Raw genomic sequence first — 21,367 nt, forward strand, 5'->3', positions numbered from 1 at the left:
TCATGAAAGTAGACCTCGATGGATGTTCGTGAAGCGATTCGGACGCAACCGATGCGCCGATATCAAATTTCGACAATCGCGATCTGTCTGATCCTCAGCATGATCGACGGTTTCGAGATCCTGGTCATGGCGTTCGTAGCGCCTCACCTCGGAAAGTCTTGGGACATCAGCTCCGTCGAGATCGGCTACCTGCTCAGCGCCGGCATCATCGGCACCGCTCTGGGCGCTATCTTCATATCCCCGTTGGCAGACAAGATCGGCAGGCGCAGGCTTGCGATCTGGTGCCTCGTCGGTATCACTGTCGGAATGGGGTTGTCCGCCTGCGCCGTCAACGTTCCCCAGCTCATCGCATTCCGTGCGTTTGCGGGCCTGGGAATCGGCGGGCTCGTCGCCAACCTGAATGTTCTTGTATCGGAGTTCAGTTCGGACAAGCGTCGTGGCACCGCACTGGGAATCTACGGTGTCGGCTACCCGCTCGGTGGAGCTGTGGGTGGCGCGATTTCCGGCGTCCTGATTTCCGTGTTCGACTGGCGGTCGGCGTTCATCTTCGGCACGATCATCACCGCGATCATGCTGGTTGTCGTGATCAAGACCCTGCCGGAATCCATCGAGTTCCTCATCGAGAAGCGACCGGCGGGGGCATTGGAGCGGTACAACGAGATCGCGGATCGGCTCGGTTACGAGCAGTCGCCGGAACTGCCCGTTCCTGTTCGAAAGACCGAACGTGTTGTGCGTGACGGACTTTTCAAGGGAATCATGCTGCGTCGTACGGTTTTCCTCTGGCTCGGGTACTCGTGCTTGATCGCGTCGTTCTACTTCGCCAATACCTGGACGCCGAAGTTGCTGTCCGATGCAACGGGCGATTCGAACATGGGCGTGACTGCCGGTGTGCTCGTCAACGTCGGTGGTGTCATCGGATCGATTATCTTCGCCGGCCTGTCGATCGTGTTGCGGCCGAGAGTTGTGACAGTTCTCCTGATGTTCGGTGGAGTATTTGCCTTCATCGGTTACGCCGCCGGATTCCACATCGTCGCGCTGGCTTTGACGCTCGCGGTACTGGTCGGCATTTTTGCCAACGGCGGCATCACCGGTTTCTACGCGATCAGCCCGCCCATCTACCCGGCGGCAGCCCGGGGCACCGGTGTGGGGTGGATGATCGGATGCGGTCGCACCGTCTCGATCATCGCTCCGATTCTGACCGGCTACCTCCTCGACGGTGGTTGGACTCCGAAGAGCGTCTACATGATGTTCGGTGGGGTGTTGGTGATCGCCGGAATCGCGACCTTGCTTCTCGACGCGACCTACCGCGGCCGCAGTGAAAATCCGGAGACGCCTGAGGCGAGCCGGGAAGAGGACCTGGCCGACCCAGTCCACGCTCGAGAGATGTGATGATCCGGCGTCAAGCCCCGAGAGAATAGAGTCAAGGGCGTGGCTTCAGAATCGAATGGGTCGTCCGGCAAACAACCGGGCTCGCAAACACTGGCGAGGGGATTGCAGGCTCTCGAATTGGTTGCCACCACTCCCGACGGGATGACAATTCAGGAAGTTGCCGATGCCCTGGGTGTTCACCGGACCATCGCGTCGCGGTTGCTCTCCACTGTGGCTGACTTCCGGCTCATCAAGCGCGGCGCGGACGGCAAGTACCGGGCCGGGGGTGGATTGGCGGCGCTCGCTCGGGATTTGTACGCCGGCCTTCGGGACGAGGCGACACCGTTGTTGCGTCGGCTCGCGAATTCCCTGGGCGCGAGTGTTGCGCTCTTCGTCGCGGAAGGCTCCGAAGCGGTGGCCGTCGCCGTCGTCGAGCCGAAGAATGCTCGGTACTGGGTGTCGTTCCGTGAGGGTGGTCGCCACCCCATCGACCGCGGCGCCGCAGGCTATGCGCTGTTGGCCGGGCAGCCGCCCGTCCCCGGGGAATCGAGTCGAGTCACCGATGCCCGCCGGGACGGCTACGTCGTCAGTTACGGCGAAGTCGAGCCGGGATACTGGGGCCTCGGGGTGCCATTGACACAGCCGGCCAATGAGCCGGCCGGTTGCCTCACGTTGATCACCGCGTCCGAGGATCTGGCCCGCGGTGCAGTACGCGAACTGATGGAGGCTGCTGAAAAGATCAGCGGCACAACACACTAGCTACACATACGGCAGGATTCCCACGAAGAACGATGCGCTCAGGGCAAGCCCGATGATGCCGGTGATCAGGCCGACGACGGCGTCTCCCGGCAGCGGGCTACTCGGATCCTGGCGAAGGCGCCGCAAGGTGAAGATTCCCATGACGACGGCGCCAGCACCCAGCAGGATGCCGACGCCGAAAGCCCAGAACACGAGTACCGACAGGGCGCCGAGCATCTCCGATCTTTCGCCCCAGCGCGCAGTGCGTTGCGCCGGCGTCGGTGGTGGCCACTGCAGAGAGGCGGACGACATGGCTGTCCCGAAGCGATGGGTGCGGTTGCGAAGAGACTGGTCACTGAGAAACATCGTGTACTCCACTGGACTGGGTTGGCGAGCAGTCGGTACTGCTGTCTACCCGGTCTCCGTGGATCTATGCGTTGATCGGAATTCGGGTGTTCGCCGACGCAAATCCCAACCAGGTGTGACGGTTGCCGGCCCAGCACCAGCCGACCTTGGGAGCGTTGCGATTGTCCTTACCGTCGCGCCCGGTTCCGTTGCTGATCCACAGGGCGGGGGTACGCGTATCCAGGGCTCCGTTGGGTTTGCGCAAGCGTGAGCCGATAGTCATGAAGCAGTGGCCGCGTTCGAGAACGTCCGGGCATTGGAGCAGCCAGTGGATACCCTCGGTGAGGGTCAACGGCGTGCGCCCGGCTTCGAGGATTGCGGGCAGCGCTTCGTCCGGACTCCAGTTGGACATTGTGTCGCCTCGGTCGAGGTCCTCGAGTAGGTACACGGGATTGTCCGGGGGCACCGCGTGCTCGGTGGGAGCGAACTGATCGACATCGGTCATGTCGGTGACAACAAAGCCGTGTTTGCCCTGGCGTTCGAGAAGGTGAGCCAATGATGAAGCGGGAGCGTACTTTTCGTGGATAGTGAGCAGAGAGTTCTCAGCGCGGGACGTTGCTGCTGTACGTAACGCAGCCGGGGCTATCCCGGCGATGTCACCGACGCCGAGAGCGATGAGTCGTTCAGCCTGCTGATCTAGGGGTGGGAGCACGATGCCCGATGGTAGCGAATCTTGCGTCGACTCGAGAAAATGCCGTGAGGCGAATAAATGAAGTCCTAGTGGGTATACATAAACGCGCTTATCCAAGAATTGAATTCGATACGGTAAATATCGAGCGCATTTATCGCAGCCGGACTGGTTCAGGTCTAACATTCCTGAAATGGCAAGTCCGAGTCGAAAGAACAGTATTGCATTAGTTCTTCTTGCCGCGGCGATGGTGGTCTCGTGCTCCACTGCGCAGGATTCACAGACGCCTCCCTCGGAATCTTCGCTCACTTCTGCACCTGGCTCAAACTCAGCCCAAACGATGCTCACCCCATTGATTGCCGCAACCCTTGCCGCTCCGATTCCGGTGACCGCCACCGACGGAGAGGTGCACCTCGCGTACGAGCTGTTCCTCACGAATACCCTCGCACAGCCGCTTACCTTGCGGAGTATCGAGCCGGTGTCGAACGGAGTTTCGTTACAGAGTCCGATTACCGACGGCCTTCTGCCGTGGATCAGGGTATTCGGCGCTACGGGGCCCACGGCCACTCTGGGCCCCGGCCAATCGGCCTTGGCCTGGATAGATGTGACGGTACCGTCCAGCTCCGAGGTTCCCGAGGTCGTCGAACATCGAGTTTCGGTGACGGTGGCCACCCCGAATCCGCCGCTTCTCCCGGCCGAGATGACGGAAACCGTGGCTCGGACCACGGTATCGACCCAGTCTGCGGTCGTGATCGATCCGCCGCTGAACGGTGAGAATTGGTTGAACGGAAACGGCTGTTGTGGTGTGAGCGCACACCGGGGTGCCGTCAGTCCTCTCAACGGACAACTTTTTGCTCCGGAGCGATTTGCCATCGACTACGTTCAGCTGACGTCCGACGGAAAGATGTTCAATGGAGATCGAACGTCGGTCAAGAGTTATCCCTACTACGGCAGCGATGTTTTTGCCGTAGCGGAGGGCAAGATTGTTTCGATGGTGAATGACCTTCCGGAACAGACTCCTGGCGCTAATCCCGTCGGGCTCACGCTCGATCAATTCGGCGGTAATCATGTTGTTCAGGATCTCGGAAACGGTCGATATGCCTTCTACGCTCACCTGCAGAGGGGAAGTATCCCGCTCGAAGTCGGTGACAATCTGACGGCGGGTCAATCGCTGGGCAAGTTGGGTAACTCCGGCAACACCGACGCCCCGCATCTGCATTTCCACATCATGGACGGACCGGATCCTCTGGCGTCGAACGGACTTCCGTTCGAGATACGTTCTTTCGATCTGACAAACCGAATCGTGAACCAGGGCAACCTCGATTCGGTCACGGATTCCGGGGCCGCGGCGCAATTCGCAACGGGCGTGGACACCGGTCAGCGCAGCAATCAGATGCCGCTCACGTTTGACGTCATGACGTACGACGTAGATCAACAGGGGAGCTGACATGGGAACGAGCAAGCAGCGATGGTTGGCCAGAGCGGCTGTGGTCGTGGCGTTCGCAGCAGTGGTGGTTCTGCTGGTCTTTGCGGGTTTGAAGACGTTGATGCTGTTGATCATGGGTGTCGGAGCTGTGGTGGTGAGTGTGGTTGCCGCGTACTGGTTCCTCACCAGTCGCGGATTTGTACGCTGGTTCGCTCTGGCAATCGGGGTGTTGACGCCAATAGTTGTGCTCGTCTTTCTGATCCGGGCGAATCTGCTTGCGGTGGTGTTGGTGACGATCGGCTTGTTGGCTCTGGCTGCGTTGTGCGCCCGCGCCGCCCTGCAGGACGACGAGTCGGGTTCTCCTGTCCCGGAACATCCTCCGAGTCCTGCGGAGCGGCCCTTCTTCGTGATGAACCCGAATTCGGGCGGCGGGAAGGTCGGCAAATTCGGTCTGATCGACAAGGCTCGAGAATTGGGCGCCGAGGTCTACGTTCTCGACGCCGCCCACCCGGTGGACGTGGCAGACGTGGCGCGCAGGGCCGTCGACAACGGGGCCGATTTACTCGGTGTCGCGGGCGGCGACGGAACACAGGCCTTGGTGGCGGCGGTCGCCGCCGAACACGGGCTGCCCTACCTGGTGATCAGCGCGGGTACGCGCAATCACTTTGCCGCCGATCTCGGTTTGGATCTGCAGGATCCGTCGCGATGCCTGGACGCTTTGAATGACGGCGTCGACATCTACGTGGATTTGGGGACTGTGGGGGATCGACCGTTTGTGAACAACGCGTCGTTCGGTGCGTATGCCGAAGTGGTGCAGAGCCCTTCGTATCGCGATGCCAAGACCAGCACGGTCGTGCGGATGCTCCCGGATGTGCTGGCGGATCAGCAGGGTGCAAAGTTCGTCGTTCGCGTTCAGGACCGAGTGATCGAGTCACCGCAAGCGGTGTTGGTCAGCAACGGCCCGTACGAGATGGATGATCTTGCCGGACTTGGGCAACGCCCGCGGTTGGACCTGGGAACACTCGGTGTTGTCGCGTTGTCTGTCAACAGTCCACGGCAGGCGCTCGGATTGCTTCGCCGCGCACATCGGCGGGGACTGACGCAGGCCACGGCATCAGAGGTGATCGTCGACGCGGACCGGCCGGAGATTCCCGTCGGCGTCGACGGTGAAGCATTGATCTTCCCGGTCCCGGTGCGGTGCGAGGTCAGGCCCGCCGCGCTTCGGGTTCGGGTTCCGCGGGGTCGCCCGGGGGTGACGCGTCCGCGGCGGAAAGTCGATCTGGTGAGACTGCGTCAACTGGCGGGATTCACAGCGCTCGACGCATGACCTGCACGGTTCACGGTCGACTGTGACAGGCTTTTCGGGTGACGGGATACAGCAGATCGCTCATCGGATTGGCGATAGCGCTTGCCGGGCTGGCGGGATACGTCGACGCGATCGGCTTCATCGTTCTCAGTGGACAGTTCGTATCGTTCATGAGCGGCAACATGACTCAGATGAGCGTCTCGCTCGCTGACGGCTTGTGGTCGGCCGCACGAGTGCCCGCGGCGGTGATAGTGCTCTTTCTGCTTGGTATCGCGCTCGGCACGGTAATCACCTATGTCACGGAACGCTATTCGGTTCGGACCCGTAAGGTCACCGTGCTATCGGTGGTCACAGCGTTGTTGGTGCTGGGGGCGATACTGAGTAGCTTCGACATCGTTCCCGGCGCGGTCACTGCCATGGCGTTGGCGATGGGCGCAGTCAATTCGGTGTTCCAGCGTGACGGCGAGGTGACCATCGGCGTCACCTACATGACTGGCGCTCTGGTGAAAATGGGCCAACGTTTGACGGGCGCATTCCTTGGTGGCCCGCGGTGGGCGTGGCTGCAGCACTTCGGAATGTGCGCGGGCCTGATCGGCGGTGCCGTCCTGGGAGCGCTTGCACATCGGTGGATCGGCATTCATTCCCTCTGGCCGGCGGCGGGAACTGCCGCCGCCCTGACGGCTGTGGCGTGGCGCGTGACGCCATTACGCGGAAACAGATCCTCGGTTTCCTGAGACGCCGACGCGCAGGCGGAGCGCGATCGCTGGACCGAGGTGAGTGACAACACATTGCACGTAACCCTTAGTTACATATACTTGTTTTCAGAAAAGTGTTTCCACTCGAGTCCGAACGAGGTGCGCATCATGGGTGTAGTAGTCATATCGCTGCTCGTCGCCGCCGTGCTGACGGCACTGGCCACCAGTGACGGTGCGGGTCTGGACTTCGAAAGTCGGCAGTTGAGCCGCCGGATGAGGGTCCGCTAGGCACTACTCGAGTGCTCGCCGCAGCACGTCCGCCGACGCCTTGTCGTAGGCAACCAGAATGACGTTGTCCACCGCGGTGTCTGCTGAGCGAATCGCCGTAACAGCTTGCCTCGCAGCGTCTTCCTTGGGCCAGCCGTAGACGCCCGACGAGATGAGTGGGAAGGCGACGGTGCGGGCACCCAGAGAGTCGGCCTCGGCCAGGCTTTGTGTGTACGCGGACCGAAGCTGCGCCGAGCGGTCCTGTGAACGCGAGTATCGCGGGCCGACTGTGTGGATCACGTTGCGCGCTTTCATCTTTCCTGCCGTGGTGGCTACGGCTGCGCCCACCGGCAAGCCGTCGGGCAGGCTGGAGGCGCGCAGAGCCTTGCATTCTTCGAGGATTTTCGGGCCACCGGCGCGGTGAATGGCGCCGTCGACGCCCCCGCCTCCGAGAAGGCCGGTGTTGGCGGCGTTGACAATTGCGTCGACGTCCAGCGTGGTGATGTCACCTTCGACGACGGAGATGGTGGGCATTGCCGCTCCTAGGGGTTGGTCGCGAGACGAATCAAGTCGGTGGAGGTGTACCCCGGCCACCCGTGCATGATGCGGCGCCACCGTTCCGGTACCGCCGACGCTCCCCAGCGGGCTCCGAGTAGGCCGCCGGCGATAGCTGCGGTCGTGTCGGTATCGCCGCCGGCCCGTACGGCGGCTTCGAGCGCACGCTGCAGATGTTCGGTGTTGCTGCTGTCGGTGGAAGTGATGGCCCACCATGCCGTCTGGAGCGCGTGAACGACCCAGCCGTTCTTGGAGAAGTCTTGCGGGCTGCCTCTTTCGGCCTGGTCGAGCAGCGGTCGCCAATAATCGACCACCTCCTGATCGGCGACGGTCAGGTAGTCGCGGACGCCGTCGAAGTCTCCGTGGATCACCGCGTGGCGGATGGCATAGGTCCACATCTGACAAGCCTGACCGGCCTGTGGATCGTCATGCGTGAGTGCGCCGATCTTCGCTGCGGCATCGACAGCACCTTTAGGGTCGTCAAGATAAGCGAGCGCAACGGGTGCAGTGCGCATGAGTGAACCGTTGCCGCCCTTGAGTCCACTGATTGCCCTCGCACGAGCCGTCATGGCCGCTGCGTCGGGAGAGCGGGCGGACAGCACGGCTCGGGTCTGATTGCCGATATCTTCGGGTTTGGAGTCGTACCACCGAATGAACTGCGCTGCAATGGCGTCCAGGCCCTCGGTGCTGGCAAGATCGATTCCGGTGGCGGCGACTTCGGCGATAGCCACGGCCATCGAGGTGTCGTCCGTCCACTCTCCCGGCGCCCACTTGAACGGACCGCCGCCGATCATGTCGATGACAACCTCGGCCTTCGGATAGGTGAATTCGTATCCGGCGCCCAGTGCGTCGCCGGCCGCCGTGCCGAGCAGTACCCCTGCCGCGCGATCGGACTGTAGTGCGTTCAGCTTCACGTCAACCCCTTTGCTCAACTCTGCGCTAAACATAGATCATGGCTGAGCTAATATGCAAGAGTGAATGAATGGACAGACTCGAGTGGCAAAGCGTTAACCGACTATCCGCGGCCGTCGGTCGCCGTCGACGTCGCCGTCCTGACCTATTCGGATGCTGCCCTCAAAATGCTTGTGGTCAAGCATCAGCTGGGCAAGTTCGCCCTGCCTGGAACCTTTCTCCATGAACGCGAATTGCTCACTGCCGCAGCAGATCGGGCCTTGCGGTCCAAAGCGGGCATGGTAAACGCGGAGTTCCATCAACTGGCAATTCTCGATAACCCGAATCGTGACGACAGGGGATGGGTCTTGTCGGTTGCGCACGCTGCCGCGCTGCCGGAAAGTGACGTGCCGGTTGACGCGACCCTCCTCGATGCCTACGGAGCCCTCGACCTGGCTTTCGACCACGCCGAGATAGTCGGATTGGCAGTTGCAGACCTCCGGAGCCGGTATGCCGAAGCCGTCGACCCGGCCGGTCTCCTCGGCGACACTTTCACCGTCCCCCAACTGCGGCAACTCTACGAGGTGGTGTTCGATCGTGAATTGCAGAAGGACAGCTTCCGGCGTCATGTTGTCGACGCGCTGATCAGTACCGGGGAATACGTGAGGGCTGCTACGGGCCGACCGGCCGAGATGTATCGGCGCAGCCCCGGTGCGACTCTTCCGCCGCAAGCCTTGGTTTTCCTCACCGGGTAGATTCGCGCATTCGACCGTGACAACCACCCCGGAATGGGTACTGTCCGAATTATGGATGACCGCAACATCGAGGCGAAGATCCGGACGGTTGTGTGGGGGACGGGAAACGTCGGCCGCGCCTCGATTCGGGCCGTCGCCGCCAATCCGGCGCTCGAACTCTGCGCAGTCGTAGTCGCAAATCCCGACAAGGTCGGCCGAGATGCGGGAGACCTAGCTCAACTCGGTTACCGGTTGGGTGTAGTTGCCACCGATGATGCCGACGCCGTTCTGGCCACTGTTCCCGATGCCGTTGTCTACGCAGCTTCGGGTGAGATCCGACCGGACGACGCAATTGCGGACATCAAGCGAGCCCTACAAGGTGGCGCTGTAGTGGTGACGCCCTCGGTCTACGCCCTGTACGACCAGCGTTCGGCCCCGCCAGAAGTGCGGGACCCTGTCCTGGCGGCAGCCAAAGCCGGTGGCGGCGCGCTGTTCGTCTCCGGCGTCGATCCTGGGTGGGGCAACGACATTCTGCCGGTGATGATCACAGGGCTGGCCGGAACCATCGACCAGATTCGGTGTCAGGAGATTTTCGACTACACGACGTACGACCAACCGGATTCGGTGCGCTACTTCGTCGGTATGGGTCAGCCGATGGAGTACGAACCGCCCATGGTCGCGCCGGGCGTCCCAACGATGGTGTGGGGAGGACAGATTCGGCTCATCGCGCGCGCGTTGGGGGTCGAACTCGACGGCATCAGCGAGACCTTGCTGCGCCGAGCTCTCGACGAGACGGTGACCACCGAGCACATGGGTGAATTTGCCGCAGGAACCCAGGGCGGTTTGCGATTCGAAGTTCAGGGGATCGTCGACGGCAAACCGTTGATCGTCATCGAACACGTCACCCGGATTCACCCGTCGTGCGCACCTGACTGGCCGTCTCCGCCCGGCGGTGGGGACGGGGTGCACAAGGTCGTCATCGAAGGCCGCCCGCGAATTGAGATCAACGTCGAGGCCACCGACGAGGGTGGAAACCGTGCAGCCGGTGGAAATGCCACTGCTGTAGGGCGTCTCGTCAATGCGATTCCGTGGTTGCGGGCCGCCGAACCTGGCTTGTACGACGCGCTCGACGTCCCACTCACCCCCGGCGTCGGCAAACTCGGCGCCGATACCTGGAGGACCGAATATGAACATCGACATCCCTGAGGGCAAGAATCCGATCGGCTACGTGTGGGGGGAGATGGTTCCGGGCATCGGCCCGGCCGCAGCCGCATTCTCCCAAAAGGTGTATTCCGACACCACTCTCGGCCTCCGAGAGTTCGAGGCCGCTCGGCTGCGTATCGCTCAGATCAACGGTTGCATCTTCTGCCAGGACTGGCGAACCGAACGTGACGGTGCAACTGTCGAATCCGATTTTGCGCAGGCCGTCACCGACTGGCGAACCACCGATGCTTTCGACGACAGGACACGGTTGGCCGCCGAGTACGCCGAGCGGTACGCACTCGATCATCACGGACTGGACGACGAGTTCTGGGAACGCATGACTGCCCACTACTCTCAGGCCGAAATCGTGGAATTGAGCATGTGCCTCGGATCGTGGTTGGCCTTCGGCCGACTCAACCACGTCCTCGGCCTCGACACGCAGTGCGTGCTGCCCGGCAACTGATTCAGCTACCGAGTTTTGTCAGATCCGGGTAGTTCGACACTTCCCAACCGCCGTCGACCACCAGTGATGTTCCGGTGATGTAGGTGGCGTCGTCGCTGGCGAGATACAGGCAGGGAGCGGCAATTTCTTCGGGAGTTGCCGCTCGGGCCATGGGGATTCGATCGAGGAACATGTCGCGGGCGGGTTCGTAACCCATCACCGGCGCGACCAGCGGGGTGTCGACCAGACCGGGGAGAACCGCGTTGACACGGATTCCCGACGCCGCGAGTTCGATCGCGGCATTCTTGCTGAACATCTCGACACCGGCTTTGCCGGTGGCGTATGCACTTCCGTACGGGCTCGGAATATGGGCGTTGAGCGAGGAGACATTGACGATCGCTCCACCCCTTCCATGCTCACGGATATGGCGCGCTTCATGTTTGGTGCAGAGGAACACACCCTTCTGCACCAAATCGATGGTGAAGTCCCAATCCGCCTCGTCGAGGTCGACGATCTGCCCCACCCTCGACGCCCCGGCAACGTTGAACGCGATGTCGATCCCACCGAATTCCGCTGCCGCAGCGGCAATGGCCTCGGCGACGTCGGACTCCTTGGTCACATCGGCGGGTGCGGCGAGGAAGGAACCGTCGTGTTGTGCTGCGATCTCCTTCAGCGCACTCTCGGAGATATCGAGTCCCGCGACTCGCGCGCCTTCGCTGATGAGCCTTAGTGCGATGGCCGCGCCGATACCCGAGGCTGCGCCGGTGACTACCGCGGCTTTACCGGCAAATCTGGACGTGTTAATGGGCACCTGCTTTCAAGAATTTTCCGGTCCGGCGGTTGCCGAGAACCGGTGCTGCTTCGCCGTCGCCGAACACGTACTCGCCGCCGACAAATACGGCGGTCACGGTCTCGTCGTTGCGATTGACCATGCGAGAGAGGTTGTCGTACTCCACAACCGGGCTCTCGGCGTAAGCTTCGAGTGAATCGTCGAGGTGGGCGGGATCGATCACGACAAGGTCGGCGCGGTCACCCAATCGAAGGTGGCCCGCATCGACGTCGTACCACTCGGCAAGTTCGCCGGTGAGACGATGCACCGCTGCCTCGACCGTCATGAAGGGCCGGCCGATCTTCTGGGCGTCGTACACTCGGCGCAGGAGTCGTAAGCCGAAGTTGTAGAACGCCATGTTGCGTAAATGCGCACCGGCGTCCGAGAATCCGAGTTGCACGCCGTTGTCCTGAGCGAACTTGTCCAGGATCTTGGGACGGTGGTTGGAAATGGTTGTGCGCCAACGGACCTTGGTTCCGTGCTCGAGCACCAGATCCAGGAACGCGTCGACCGGGTGGATGCTGCCACGCTCGACACCGACCTGACCGAAGGTCTTACCCACCAGAGAATCATCCGGGCAAGAGACGATTTCGGCATCGAAGAAGTCGCGGTGCCACACCTTGACGCCGAACTTCTGGTCGTAGTCCTTGCGGAATTGTCGACGGTACTCCTCGCTTTGCATGAGAACGTTGCGTTCCATCTCGTCGGTCAGATGTAGTGCCGCAGCGCCGGATCCGAACTCCTCGAAGACAACCAGATCGATTCCGTCGGCGTATACCTCGAAGGGAACTGGCAGGTGCTGCCAGCGCAGGTCGCCGCCGAGTCGATTGACCAGATGCGCCAGTGGGCCGAGGATCACCACGGCCAACTTGTTGGACTTGATGTCGGCCGCCGAAAGCATGCTCGTCTTGAGTCGCTTCCGCCAGAGACCCGCACTGGAGAACGCCATCGCTCCGGTGCTCACCGGATTGGAGAGGTCAGGGCCGGCCTGAAATACTCGTCCTCGGCGGCGCAGGATCGCATTGAGTCGGCGTCGTTCCTTCGCGGTTGCATACGTCGACGGCAGCGTGCGTGAGCGGCAGGTCTCGCCGTCGAGTTTGTCGAACAGCAGTTGCTGACTGGACATCCCGACGAAACCAGCGTCGAGTGCCTCGGTCAAATGTGCTTCCATCGACGCGAGTTCGGCATCACTGGGATGCACGTCTTTCCGCGTTGCACGGTCCAACCCCATTTCGGCGGCTCGCATGTCGGAGTGCCCGATGAAGGCTGCCACATTGGGACCCAACGGAAGTGACTCGAGCGCTGCGATGTACTCGCGCGCGGAGTTCCAGGTCTTGGTCCGCGTGAGTGATTCGACGACGTGCTTGCGTGGGATTGCTTCGACGCGGCCGAAGAGATCGCCTGCTTCGGACGGGCTGGCGTGAATGGTGGACAGGGAACACGATCCGACAAAGATCGACGTGACCCCGTGCCGCAGGGATTCGCTCAGCGCCGGCCCTTCGAGGATCTCGACGTCGTAGTGCGTGTGAATGTCCACGATTCCCGGAATCACCCACTTTCGCCGGGCGTCGATGACTCGGGGGCAATCGGTTTCGTCGAGGGGGTCGAGCGAGATTGCGGTGACTCGCCCGTCCCGGATCCCCAGGTTACGTACTGCCGGTTTGGCTCCGGTGCCGTCGAACCACAGTCCGTTGTTGATCACGGCGTCGTAGGTCATGCGATAACCACCTTTGTGCGTATGGTTTTTCCGGTTGCGTTGCGGGGCAGAGGAGTTGTACCGAGTTGCCACTTCACCGGCACCTTGAAGTAGGCGAGTCGTTCAGAGACATAGCTGCGCAGTTCCTCTTCCGTCGCGGCGCCCTCGCTGCGCAGAACGACGACGGCAGCAACTTCTTGGCCGAGGTCTGCCGAATCAAAGCCGATCACAGCGCATTCGAGCACAGCGGGATGCTCGTCGAGGAGTTGTTCGATCTCGAGGGGATAGATATTTTCGCCGCCGCGCAGGATCAGGTCGGATCTGCGCCCGGTGAGTCGAAGTCGACCGTCTTCCAGGATTCCGTAGTCGCCTGTCCGGAGCCATCGGTCGGGGCCGATTGCGGCTGCGGTGGCTGCTTCGTCGTTCCAATATCCCAACATCACATAGGGACTGCGCGCACAGATCTCGCCTTCCTCGCCGTCCGGAACCGCAACACCGAAGGGGTCGCGGACCTCCACGCTCACACCGATGATCGGCCGGCCGAGAGTTCCGGGAAATGCTGCAAGTTCCGGAGGCGTCGCAACCGAAATTCCGGTGGAGGATTCGGTGAGTCCGTAGCTGTCCACCAGAGCGTGCTGTGCAAAAGGTAGCTGCGCGCGTAGGCGTTCCTGCAAAGCCGGAGACGACGGCGCTGAAGCCAACGCAAACGCGCTCAGTGACGTCAGGTCGTACTTCTCGAGATTGCCGTGCTCGAGCAGACGGCTTGCCATGGTGGGGACGACAGCCCAGTTGGTGACCTTCTCGCGCTCGACGAGGGAGAGGACCTCGTCGACATCGAAGGCGCCCTGATGAATGACCACGGCGCCGCCCGTGGCCAGTCGGGGGACCGCCAGGTTGTGCAGGCTTGCGATGTGGAAGAGCGGCGCGGTCAGCAGATAACGCAAGTCGCTCGGTCGTCCATCGGTGGGTTGCCCGGTGAAGGCCGCAGCGAGGCGATCGCTGTAACGGTGGTAGTCGATGACTGCCAACACATTTCGGTGGGTGTGTACGGCTCCCTTGGGTCGTCCGCTGGTTCCGCTCGTGTACAGGATGACGGCCGGATCGTCCTCGTCGACCGTGGTACGGGGAAGCGGTGATCCGGAGAACTTCTCGATGAGGGCCGGCAGATCCTCTTCCATGGTGAGCACCGGAATGTCGGTGTCCAACCCGGAAAGAATGTGTGCGCGCTTGGCATCGGCGATCACCACGGTAGGTGTGGTGTGTGTGATGCCGTACTCCACCTCACGTGCCACCCACCAGGAGTTGAAACCGACGGCGATGGCTCCGAGCGCCTGGGCTGCCCAGAATGTGATCACCCATTCCGGTGTGTTGGCGGCAAGAATGCCCACACGATCGCCCTTGCCGACGCCGTACTGTTCGCGCAGCGCAGTGGCGAGCGCGGCAACGGCCGCACCATGTTCGAGGTAGCTGAAGCGTCGATCCTTGGTCACCAGGTAGTCCCGGGAACCGTAGTCGACAGACGCTGCGAGTACGTCTCCCAGCGACTTGTCGCGGTTCTTCATGACGGGCATCGAACTACCGAGAACGTCTTCGACACCCATTTCGAACGGCCCACCGGGGCCGGTCAGGCCGGCCATGACGGACGCGATGTATGCCTGTGTATCAGCGGGAGTGGTCACGTGAAGCACCTTTCGAGAATTAGGGTACGAGCACTGCGCGTCCGGTGACCTTGCCGTGCTCGAGACGGTCGAGTGCGTCGCGGGCATCAGCGAGGTCGAAGCGGGCCACTTCTACCGTTACCAGACCGGCCTGCGCCAGGGCGATGGAATCGACGAGGTCGTTTCTGGTGCCGCCATACGATTTCCGGACCGATGCACCCCAGGGCCAGCCAGGTCCGCCGGCAGCTTCGGCGGTGATGCCGGGCGTTCCACCACCGAGACCGACCATGCGATAGGCGCCGTTGGGGGCAACGGATTCGACAGACATCTGTGCCGTGGCATCAACACCGACGAAGTCGAAGACAACTTCTGCTCCGCGGGCCGACGTGAGGTCCAGGATCTGGCGTGCGGTGTCCGGCCCTGATTCGAGAGTGATGTCGGCGCCGCACCGTTTGGCGAGATCAAGTTGATCCTGGCCGACATCGACGGCGATGACGCGCACGGCACTGATTGCCCGAAGTATCTGTACTGCAACGTGTCCGAGTCCACCAACTCCGATCACCACGGCGGTGGCGCCGGGCTGAAGATGCTCGCGTGCACCGCGAATGGCGTGGTAGCTCGTCAGTGCCGCATCGGCGAGTGGTGCGGCCTGCAGGAAGTCGAGATCTCCGATGGGGACAAAGGAGCGAGCCGGGATCTTGACGTACTCGGCCATGCCGCCTTCGGGGCCGAGCCCGGGACAGGGAGGCATTGCGGTTCGTCCGGCGGCGAGGCACATGTTTTCGTTGCCGCTCATACATTCTCGACACTGTCCGCACGACCAGCAGAGATAGACGACACCGCGTTCCCCGACGGAGCGACCGTCTACGGCAGCCCCGACGGCTTCGATGGTGCCGGCAATTTCGTGGCCGATGGTCAGTGGTTCTTCGCGCATCTTGTACGGAAAGTGCAGGAGGTGCAGGTCGGAGTGGCAGATTCCCGCTGCGCCAACGCGGATGAGCAGTTCCGACGGACCGATCTCGGGGATCGGTACGTCGTTGATCTCGAGGAGACCAGGCCCCATGAGCTGAGCTGCCTTCATGAGCTGACCTCGCTGGTTTCGGAGTTGTATGCGGCGCTCAGGTAGGCGTTGCTGCGGTCGGACCCGATCAGGCCCGGCGCCATCTTGTTCATGACGTAGGCGAACGTCATCCGCCGGTCCAGATCGTTGACCAGCATCGACCCGCCGATGCCCGCCCACCAGCACGCGCGTCCACCTGGAACGAGTGGCACGGTATCCGGGTGTGGCAGTCCGTAGCCGATACCGAACTTGAGGGGAGTCATGATCCCGAGGTCGATACCGTCGGCTTGGACTTCGAAAATCAGGTCGATAGTGCTCTGCGAGAGCAACTTCTGGCCGTCGAGCTCGCCGCCACACGAGATCAATGATTGGATCCGGGCGACCGAACGAGCGTTTCCGTGGCCGTTCGCTGCGCCGATCTCAGCTTCCCGCCAGAGCGCGGTGTTGACCTCGGGGTAGTCGAGCAGAGGGCAGGTCAGGGTCTTGATGAAAATGCTGTCCTGGTCGAGCGTGGACAGGTCGAATTCCAGCGCGGGCGGCGGAACAAGTGTGGCGATTCGGCCGAAATGCTCTGCGGACGTGCCGATGTGGAAGTCGGCGCCCAGCGGGCCGGCTAGCTCCTCGGCAAAGAACCTGCCGAGGGTCCGCCCGTCGATGCGTCGGATCACCTCGCTGATCAGGTGACCGTAGTTGATCGCGTGATAGCCCGACGCCGTACCCGGCGTCCACCACGGCGACTGGGTGGCGAGGCGGGCGGTGGACGTCTCGAGGTCGTAGATGTCCTTCAGGTCGATCGGACGCTCCCAACCCGAGACCCCCGACGTGTGTGACAGCAGGTGACGAACTTCGATGTCTTCCTTGCCGTTTGCCGCAAACTCGGGCCAGTAGTGGGCGACCTTCTGGTAGACGTCGAGCTGTCCACGTTCGACGAGAAGCAAAGCGGACAGTGCTGCCATGGTCTTGGTGATGGAGAAGGTGTTCACGATGGTGTCGGAACCCCAAGGAGTGGTGCGGGATTCGTCGGCGTATCCGCCCCAGATGTCTACTACGGATTCCCCGTCGACGGTGATGGCGATGGCGCCGCCCAGTTCCTCGCCGGATGCCAGTTGCGCGTCGAAGGCGTTGTAGACGGCCTCGAACTCGCTGTTGCAGTGACCTTTTACGAGGCTCATGCGCGGTCCGCCTTCTCGGGTTCGTGTGCTGCGGCACGCGGAGCGACGGGTAACTTGTTCCCTGAAGCCTCGGCGCGCTTGGTGCCCTTGGCGATTTCCTTGTTCATGTTGCGGACGTAGGGATCGAACTCGAGTTGAATGGTATGGCGCGGAGACTTGTAATAGGGGGCGAGGAAGTACGCCTCGTCGGCCTTGGTGATCTCCTGCATTTCGCTGGCGGACGGCAGTTGGTATCGACCGGTCAGGTAGGCCGCGACGAGTTTGCTCTGCTGCTCGGCGAAGTTGACGAGCGTCGGCATGGGCTGAGCCAGCCCCATGAAGAAGAGGTTGTCGATTCCGGGCTTCATCATTCGCTTGAAGAGCGGGAATCGGTTGTCTTTGTCCGGCAGTAGATTCGGATCGCTGAAGAAGGGGAAGCTGATGTTGTAGCCGGTTGCGCAGATGACTACGTCGATGTCTTCGGCAGTGCCGTCCGCGAAATGAACCTGCTTTCCGTCGAGTTTGGTGATCGCCGGCTTGAAGGTAATGTCGCCGGACCCGGCGCGTCCCAGGAACTCGCCACTGGCCGACGGATGAGCCTCGAAGGGGCGGTGGTCTGGCTTGGGTAGTCCGTAGCCCTCCATGGTTCCCAGGTTCTTACCGAGGAATCGACGACTCAGGAACAGACGCAGACCTCGAGGCATCCAGGGCGGGGTGATCAGTTTGTCGCCGGGCACTCCACCCAGGTATTTCGGCAACACCCACACGCCGCGGCGTGCCGAGACGATGAGCTTGTCGGCGAGGTACCGCTGCCCCAGTTCGGACGCAATGTCCAAGCCGGAGTTGCCCATTCCGACCACGACAACCTTCTTGCCGCGCATGTCGACGGGATCGAACGGGTCGTTGTAGCTGTGGCTGTGCATCAGCACGCCGTCGAACTCACCCGGGTAGTCCGGAATGTTGGGGTCCCAGTGGTGGCCGTTGCAGACCATCAGTACGTCATAGGTGCGAACTTCACCGTCTGAGCGCGTTATGGTCCAGAGTCCATCTGCATCACGTTCTGCTGCAACAACACTGGTATTGAAGATGATGGACTCGCGCAAGCCGAAATGCTCGACGTAATCCTTGAAGTACTGGAAAAGTTCGGAGTGGTGCGGGAAATCGGGTAGATCTGCGGAGACGGGAAAGTCCTCGAAGGCCAATCGCCACTTGGACGTGTCGATGTGCAGGCTCTGGTAGCAGGCCGACATCCCGTTGGGGTTCTTGTAGTACCAGTTTCCGCCGACCTCATCGGATGCTTCGTAGCAGTCGAAGGGTATTCCGAATTCCTTCATTCGCTTGGCCGTCGTGATTCCGGTCGGCCCGGCGCCGATGATGCAGACGCTCGGCAAGGGGGAGGGGCTCATTCGCCATCGCTTTCTGTTCTGTCTCGGGCGTACGAGAAGAAGAATCGAAGCCCGAAAAGTGACTTGAGTCATAGTGCATCATTGACTGACGTAGTGTCAATGAATGACGCCATGTTGCTCGATGACAGTTAGTCGGCGATTTGCCAGGGCGAGCAAAGTGAACGAAAGTAGTCGATGTGAGCACGGCAACGGATGGTCGGAAAGGCAAGCGGGGCACCCTGCGGGACGAGCAGAAGCGCGCAACGCGGGCCAAACTCGTGGACGCGGCACGCACCTTGTTCGAGGAACGCGGGTACGCGGCAGTCACGGTTGACGACATAGCTTCTGCCGTCGGATGCAGCAGAGCCACGTTTTACGTGCATTTCCCCAGCAAAGTGGCGATGCTGAAAACCATTGGCGAAGCCGGTATGGCCGCCAGTGCGTTCACTTTCTACATCGATCTCGACCGTGTGCTCGACACACACTCACGAGCGGAATTCACTGCGTGGCTCGAGCGTGCGTTCGACTGGTTCGACGAGAACAAGCGGCTGCTGCCGGCGTGGGACGAGGCCGTAGCACTGGAGCCGGAATTCCGGATCACTGCGCGTGACGGGATGACACAGCTGCCGAATGCGATGCCGAAGTATCTCGAGAGGTGGCCGATCGATCAGCGCGACGAGGCTCGGCTGCGCGTCGAACTGCTGGTCAGCCAACTCGAGCGTTTCTTCACCCGCTGGGCAGTGCAGGGAACCATCGACGTGACCAGGGTTCAGGCGGCGGAGGTCCTGACCGACATCTGGTTCCCGGCGATGTCACCTGTTTTGTAATACACCCAAGGGCACGTGCCGCCGGCTTGTTTGCAGATCAGAGAGTTGCTTTGTAAGCCAGTGAGTAGGCGATCTTGCCCGGCTTGTCATCTGTGTACGGCTTCGACAGCTTCGCAAACTCGCCCTTCGACTCCGCCTTACCGTCGTTCCAGGCGGTCAGTACGCCAAGATCGGTGGCAGTGAAACCGCTGTCGACGACGGCATTACCGGGCAATGCGGTCTGAGCCTGTGACACGGACTTGACGGTGCTGAGGTAGCTGGTGAGATCGTTGTTGTTCCAGCCGCTCAGATCGACGGGCGAGGCGTCGCGGACCCAGGCACCCCAGTAGAACTCCTGGAACGGGATCGAGCCGGGTGTGAAGCCGATATCGCGGGCGAAGTACAGGAGGCTGCGGTACTTGTCATCGGCGAAGTTGGCAAGGCCGACGCCCTTGGGTAAGGACTGGACCGAAACGTGGTTGCCGTCGACGTCGCGCGTCCACACCCACTTGTTCTTCTCCATTTCGGCCCAGAATGCGGACTCGCTCAGATTGCTGAGGTTGCCGAGCACCCGCAGCCGAACGTGCATGTCAGCGCCGCCGTCGGGCGTCTCGTAGAACGACGTGAGGGTGTGGTGTCCGTCGGTGAGGTAGAGCTCGCCGCGTGGCCCGACTACAACTGTCTTCATCGGCGCGATACTTTCGGCGGTTTCCGAGCCGACCGGAAGAGCGCAAGTGAAGGATGCCGGATCTTTCAGTGACGATGTCTCCGAGGCTGTTTCGGCCTCGACCTGACCGTTGGCTTCGCACCAGTCGTCGAACTTCTTGTTGATCTCGTCTTTTCCGAGTGTGTATCGACCGAGCTTGTAGTACACCTCGTCGTAGCCGAGGGAAGGCTGCGTCGCATGAACGTCGCCGATACGCACGTCCAGGAGGTCACCTTCTTTGGCGCACAGGTACTCCGAACCGCCGGCGGAGCCGGAGAACGAACCGGTCGAGATGCCGCCACACGCGAGTGGAGCGGCGACAGCGGGTGTGCTGACCAGTGTTCCGGCGCCGAGAAGCGCCAGCGTAGTGAGAGCCGAGATAGCGGAACGACGCATGTGGGGAGGTCTCCTGGGAATGTGGGCGCGCGTGAAGAAGCTTGCGTCACAATCGCTCAGGGGTGTTTCAGGCATACTGCCAACAGACGACCGTGCGGTGGCTACCACGTGAATATTCACATCGCAGCCACCGCGCGGTGAGCCGGTAAGTTGATCAGCCCTTGTAGTTGTAGAAGCCTTCGCCGACAGCGACGCCGAGCTTGCCTTCGTCGATGTAGTTCTTCTTGATGTAGTCGGCGAATTCGCGCTGCTTCTCGCCGCCCTGGGAGGAGATGTTGTAGACGGTGGTCAACCCGACGACGTCCATGATCTGGAAAGGACCGAACGGTGCTCCGGTGCCGATACGCCACGTCTTGTCGACCATGTCGGGATCGGCGATGCCGTCGATCAGCAGGTCGGAGGCCGCGTTGAGGAGCGGGACCAGGAGCGAGTTGAGTACGTAGCCCGCCTTTTCCTTCTTGAGTTCGATCGGCACCATGCCGATGTTCTTCGCGAACTCGACAACCTCGCGGTACACGGCGGGATCGGTGGACTCGGTACCCATGACCTCGGCAGTGTTGTTGACCCACACGTGATTTGCGAAGTGCAGTGCCAGGAACTTCTCGGGGCGACCGGTGAACTCCTTCAGATCGCTCGGCAGGAGCGTCGAGGAGTTGGTTGCAAACACGGTGTGCTCAGGAGCTACTGCGGCAAGCTTCTCGTAGGTGTCGCGCTTGATGGCGATGTCCTCGGGGATTGCCTCGATGACAAGATCGGCCTTGGCGACGGCTTCGGCGAGATCGTGCGAGTACGTAATACGTTGCAGCGCTTCGTCGGCCTTGCCTTCCTTGGCGCCCGCGACGTTCTCGGCCTTGTAGGCTGCTACCAACGAGTCGAACCGGGTCTTGGCCTTCTCGATGACCTCCGCGTTGATGTCGTACGCGACGACGTCGAATCCGTGATAGGCGGTCTGATAGGCGATCTGCGAGCCGAGAACTCCGGTACCCAGAACGGTGATCTGCTTCAGTTCAGTCATTTTCGAT

Annotated in this window: 21 protein-coding genes; 9 read left to right on the top strand and 12 right to left on the bottom strand. The window is 61.7% G+C overall.

The genetic code is table 11. From position 1 onward, the window contains the following. Positions 1–18: 18 nt before the first annotated feature. Together V2B23_RS04935 and V2B23_RS04940 are read left to right on the top strand one after the other, a co-directional pair. A complete protein-coding gene (locus tag V2B23_RS04935) occupies positions 19–1,389 on the top strand; it encodes an MFS transporter (protein WP_430949324.1) in 1,371 nt (456 codons plus the stop codon). 39 nt (positions 1,390–1,428) lie between these two features. Continuing rightward, on the top strand, positions 1,429–2,127 hold the full coding sequence (locus V2B23_RS04940) for an IclR family transcriptional regulator (protein ID WP_430949325.1): 699 nt from the start codon (positions 1,429–1,431) through the stop codon (positions 2,125–2,127). Here V2B23_RS04940 and V2B23_RS04945 read toward each other — a convergent pair whose 3' ends face one another. Continuing rightward, entirely contained in the window at positions 2,128–2,472 is a 345-nt protein-coding gene (locus V2B23_RS04945; RefSeq protein ID WP_430949326.1) for a hypothetical protein, read from the bottom strand. Between the two features lie 64 nt (positions 2,473–2,536). After that, positions 2,537–3,163 carry a DUF5701 family protein gene (locus V2B23_RS04950; protein WP_430949327.1) on the bottom strand — a complete coding sequence of 209 codons (627 nt, stop codon included), beginning with the start codon at positions 3,161–3,163 and terminating at the stop codon, positions 2,537–2,539. A gap of 316 nt (positions 3,164–3,479) precedes the next feature. Between V2B23_RS04950 and V2B23_RS04955 the strand changes: the two genes are divergently transcribed. Genes V2B23_RS04955 through V2B23_RS04965 form a run of 3 tightly spaced genes read left to right on the top strand, consistent with a single transcriptional unit; the run spans position 3,480 to position 6,605 of the window. Beyond that, on the top strand, positions 3,480–4,586 hold the full coding sequence (locus V2B23_RS04955; protein ID WP_430949328.1) for a M23 family metallopeptidase: 1,107 nt from the start codon (positions 3,480–3,482) through the stop codon (positions 4,584–4,586). A gap of 1 nt (position 4,587) precedes the next feature. Then, positions 4,588–5,892, top strand: a complete 1,305-nt coding sequence (locus V2B23_RS04960) for a diacylglycerol/lipid kinase family protein (protein ID WP_430949329.1) — start codon at positions 4,588–4,590, stop codon at positions 5,890–5,892. Positions 5,893–5,930: 38 nt separating this feature from the next. Further along, positions 5,931–6,605: a YoaK family protein gene (locus V2B23_RS04965; protein WP_430949330.1), complete on the top strand. Its 675-nt coding sequence runs from the start codon at positions 5,931–5,933 to the stop codon at positions 6,603–6,605. Positions 6,606–6,857: 252 nt separating this feature from the next. Here the strand turns inward: V2B23_RS04965 and V2B23_RS04970 are convergent, their stop codons facing one another. Continuing rightward, a complete protein-coding gene (locus V2B23_RS04970) occupies positions 6,858–7,367 on the bottom strand; it encodes an O-acetyl-ADP-ribose deacetylase (RefSeq protein ID WP_430949331.1) in 510 nt (169 codons plus the stop codon). A gap of 8 nt (positions 7,368–7,375) precedes the next feature. After that, positions 7,376–8,302: an ADP-ribosylglycohydrolase family protein gene (locus tag V2B23_RS04975; RefSeq protein WP_430949332.1), complete on the bottom strand. Its 927-nt coding sequence runs from the start codon at positions 8,300–8,302 to the stop codon at positions 7,376–7,378. A 60-nt stretch (positions 8,303–8,362) separates the two neighbouring features. On the opposite strand from V2B23_RS04975, the gene V2B23_RS04980 reads away from it, so the two are divergent. Genes V2B23_RS04980 through V2B23_RS04990 form a run of 3 tightly spaced genes read left to right on the top strand, consistent with a single transcriptional unit; the run spans position 8,363 to position 10,679 of the window. Then, positions 8,363–9,034 (top strand): NUDIX hydrolase, encoded by a 672-nt coding sequence (locus V2B23_RS04980; protein ID WP_430949333.1) that lies wholly within the window; start codon positions 8,363–8,365, stop codon positions 9,032–9,034. Between the two features lie 51 nt (positions 9,035–9,085). Then, positions 9,086–10,219 carry an NAD(P)H-dependent amine dehydrogenase family protein gene (locus V2B23_RS04985; protein ID WP_430949334.1) on the top strand — a complete coding sequence of 378 codons (1,134 nt, stop codon included), beginning with the start codon at positions 9,086–9,088 and terminating at the stop codon, positions 10,217–10,219. Beyond that, positions 10,200–10,679 (top strand): carboxymuconolactone decarboxylase family protein, encoded by a 480-nt coding sequence (locus tag V2B23_RS04990; RefSeq protein ID WP_430949335.1) that lies wholly within the window; start codon positions 10,200–10,202, stop codon positions 10,677–10,679. The genes V2B23_RS04985 and V2B23_RS04990 overlap by 20 nt, the downstream gene beginning before the upstream one ends. 1 nt (position 10,680) lies before the next feature. On the opposite strand, the gene V2B23_RS04995 is transcribed toward V2B23_RS04990, so the two are convergent. From V2B23_RS04995 to V2B23_RS05020, 6 genes are all read right to left on the bottom strand, one after another. Continuing rightward, positions 10,681–11,469, bottom strand: a complete 789-nt coding sequence (locus V2B23_RS04995) for an SDR family NAD(P)-dependent oxidoreductase (protein ID WP_430949336.1) — start codon at positions 11,467–11,469, stop codon at positions 10,681–10,683. Further along, the gene (locus V2B23_RS05000) at positions 11,459–13,204 is read right to left on the bottom strand and encodes an N-acyl-D-amino-acid deacylase family protein (RefSeq protein WP_430949337.1); all 1,746 of its coding nucleotides are present in this window, start codon (positions 13,202–13,204) and stop codon (positions 11,459–11,461) included. The genes V2B23_RS04995 and V2B23_RS05000 overlap by 11 nt, the downstream gene beginning before the upstream one ends. Beyond that, positions 13,201–14,820, bottom strand: coding sequence for a class I adenylate-forming enzyme family protein (locus V2B23_RS05005; protein ID WP_430949731.1), 1,620 nt, complete (start codon positions 14,818–14,820; stop codon positions 13,201–13,203). Before V2B23_RS05005 ends, V2B23_RS05000 begins: the two co-directional genes overlap by 4 nt. Before the next feature lie 61 nt (positions 14,821–14,881). After that, positions 14,882–15,922: an NAD(P)-dependent alcohol dehydrogenase gene (locus V2B23_RS05010; RefSeq protein WP_430949338.1), complete on the bottom strand. Its 1,041-nt coding sequence runs from the start codon at positions 15,920–15,922 to the stop codon at positions 14,882–14,884. Continuing rightward, positions 15,919–17,073, bottom strand: a complete 1,155-nt coding sequence (locus V2B23_RS05015; protein WP_430949339.1) for a serine hydrolase domain-containing protein — start codon at positions 17,071–17,073, stop codon at positions 15,919–15,921. The genes V2B23_RS05010 and V2B23_RS05015 overlap by 4 nt, the downstream gene beginning before the upstream one ends. Further along, positions 17,070–18,458 (bottom strand): flavin-containing monooxygenase, encoded by a 1,389-nt coding sequence (locus tag V2B23_RS05020; RefSeq protein ID WP_430949340.1) that lies wholly within the window; start codon positions 18,456–18,458, stop codon positions 17,070–17,072. Before V2B23_RS05020 ends, V2B23_RS05015 begins: the two co-directional genes overlap by 4 nt. Positions 18,459–18,634: 176 nt before the next feature. Between V2B23_RS05020 and V2B23_RS05025 the strand changes: the two genes are divergently transcribed. Further along, positions 18,635–19,264: a TetR/AcrR family transcriptional regulator gene (locus V2B23_RS05025; RefSeq protein ID WP_430949341.1), complete on the top strand. Its 630-nt coding sequence runs from the start codon at positions 18,635–18,637 to the stop codon at positions 19,262–19,264. Positions 19,265–19,301: 37 nt separating this feature from the next. On the opposite strand, the gene V2B23_RS05030 is transcribed toward V2B23_RS05025, so the two are convergent. Together V2B23_RS05030 and V2B23_RS05035 are read right to left on the bottom strand one after the other, a co-directional pair. After that, entirely contained in the window at positions 19,302–20,345 is a 1,044-nt protein-coding gene (locus V2B23_RS05030; protein WP_430949342.1) for a ParB/Srx family N-terminal domain-containing protein, read from the bottom strand. A gap of 154 nt (positions 20,346–20,499) precedes the next feature. Further along, complete coding sequence (locus V2B23_RS05035; protein ID WP_430949343.1) at positions 20,500–21,360, bottom strand: 3-hydroxyacyl-CoA dehydrogenase; 861 nt, start codon at positions 21,358–21,360, stop codon at positions 20,500–20,502. Positions 21,361–21,367: the final 7 nt, after the last annotated feature.

This window comes from Rhodococcus sp. 24CO, from assembly GCF_050586165.1.
Taxonomy (GTDB): domain Bacteria; phylum Actinomycetota; class Actinomycetes; order Mycobacteriales; family Mycobacteriaceae; genus Rhodococcus_F.

What these genes read in the sequence shown, in the direction of transcription:
- V2B23_RS05035 (WP_430949343.1), bottom strand. Translation starts at nt 21,360, where the DNA reads ATGACTGAACTGAAGCAGATCACCGTTCTGGGTACCGGAGTTCTCGGC.
- V2B23_RS05000 (WP_430949337.1), bottom strand. Translation starts at nt 13,204, where the DNA reads ATGACCTACGACGCCGTGATCAACAACGGACTGTGGTTCGACGGCACC.
- V2B23_RS05020 (WP_430949340.1), bottom strand. Translation starts at nt 18,458, where the DNA reads ATGAGCCCCTCCCCCTTGCCGAGCGTCTGCATCATCGGCGCCGGGCCG.
- V2B23_RS04960 (WP_430949329.1), top strand. Translation starts at nt 4,588, where the DNA reads ATGGGAACGAGCAAGCAGCGATGGTTGGCCAGAGCGGCTGTGGTCGTG.
- V2B23_RS05030 (WP_430949342.1), bottom strand. Translation starts at nt 20,345, where the DNA reads ATGCGTCGTTCCGCTATCTCGGCTCTCACTACGCTGGCGCTTCTCGGC.
- V2B23_RS05005 (WP_430949731.1), bottom strand. Translation starts at nt 14,820, where the DNA reads ATGGCCGGCCTGACCGGCCCCGGTGGGCCGTTCGAAATGGGTGTCGAA.
- V2B23_RS04970 (WP_430949331.1), bottom strand. Translation starts at nt 7,367, where the DNA reads ATGCCCACCATCTCCGTCGTCGAAGGTGACATCACCACGCTGGACGTC.
- V2B23_RS04935 (WP_430949324.1), top strand. Translation starts at nt 19, where the DNA reads ATGGATGTTCGTGAAGCGATTCGGACGCAACCGATGCGCCGATATCAA.
- V2B23_RS04955 (WP_430949328.1), top strand. Translation starts at nt 3,480, where the DNA reads ATGCTCACCCCATTGATTGCCGCAACCCTTGCCGCTCCGATTCCGGTG.
- V2B23_RS04985 (WP_430949334.1), top strand. Translation starts at nt 9,086, where the DNA reads ATGGATGACCGCAACATCGAGGCGAAGATCCGGACGGTTGTGTGGGGG.
- V2B23_RS04990 (WP_430949335.1), top strand. Translation starts at nt 10,200, where the DNA reads ATGAACATCGACATCCCTGAGGGCAAGAATCCGATCGGCTACGTGTGG.
- V2B23_RS05010 (WP_430949338.1), bottom strand. Translation starts at nt 15,922, where the DNA reads ATGAAGGCAGCTCAGCTCATGGGGCCTGGTCTCCTCGAGATCAACGAC.
- V2B23_RS05015 (WP_430949339.1), bottom strand. Translation starts at nt 17,073, where the DNA reads ATGAGCCTCGTAAAAGGTCACTGCAACAGCGAGTTCGAGGCCGTCTAC.
- V2B23_RS04945 (WP_430949326.1), bottom strand. Translation starts at nt 2,472, where the DNA reads ATGTTTCTCAGTGACCAGTCTCTTCGCAACCGCACCCATCGCTTCGGG.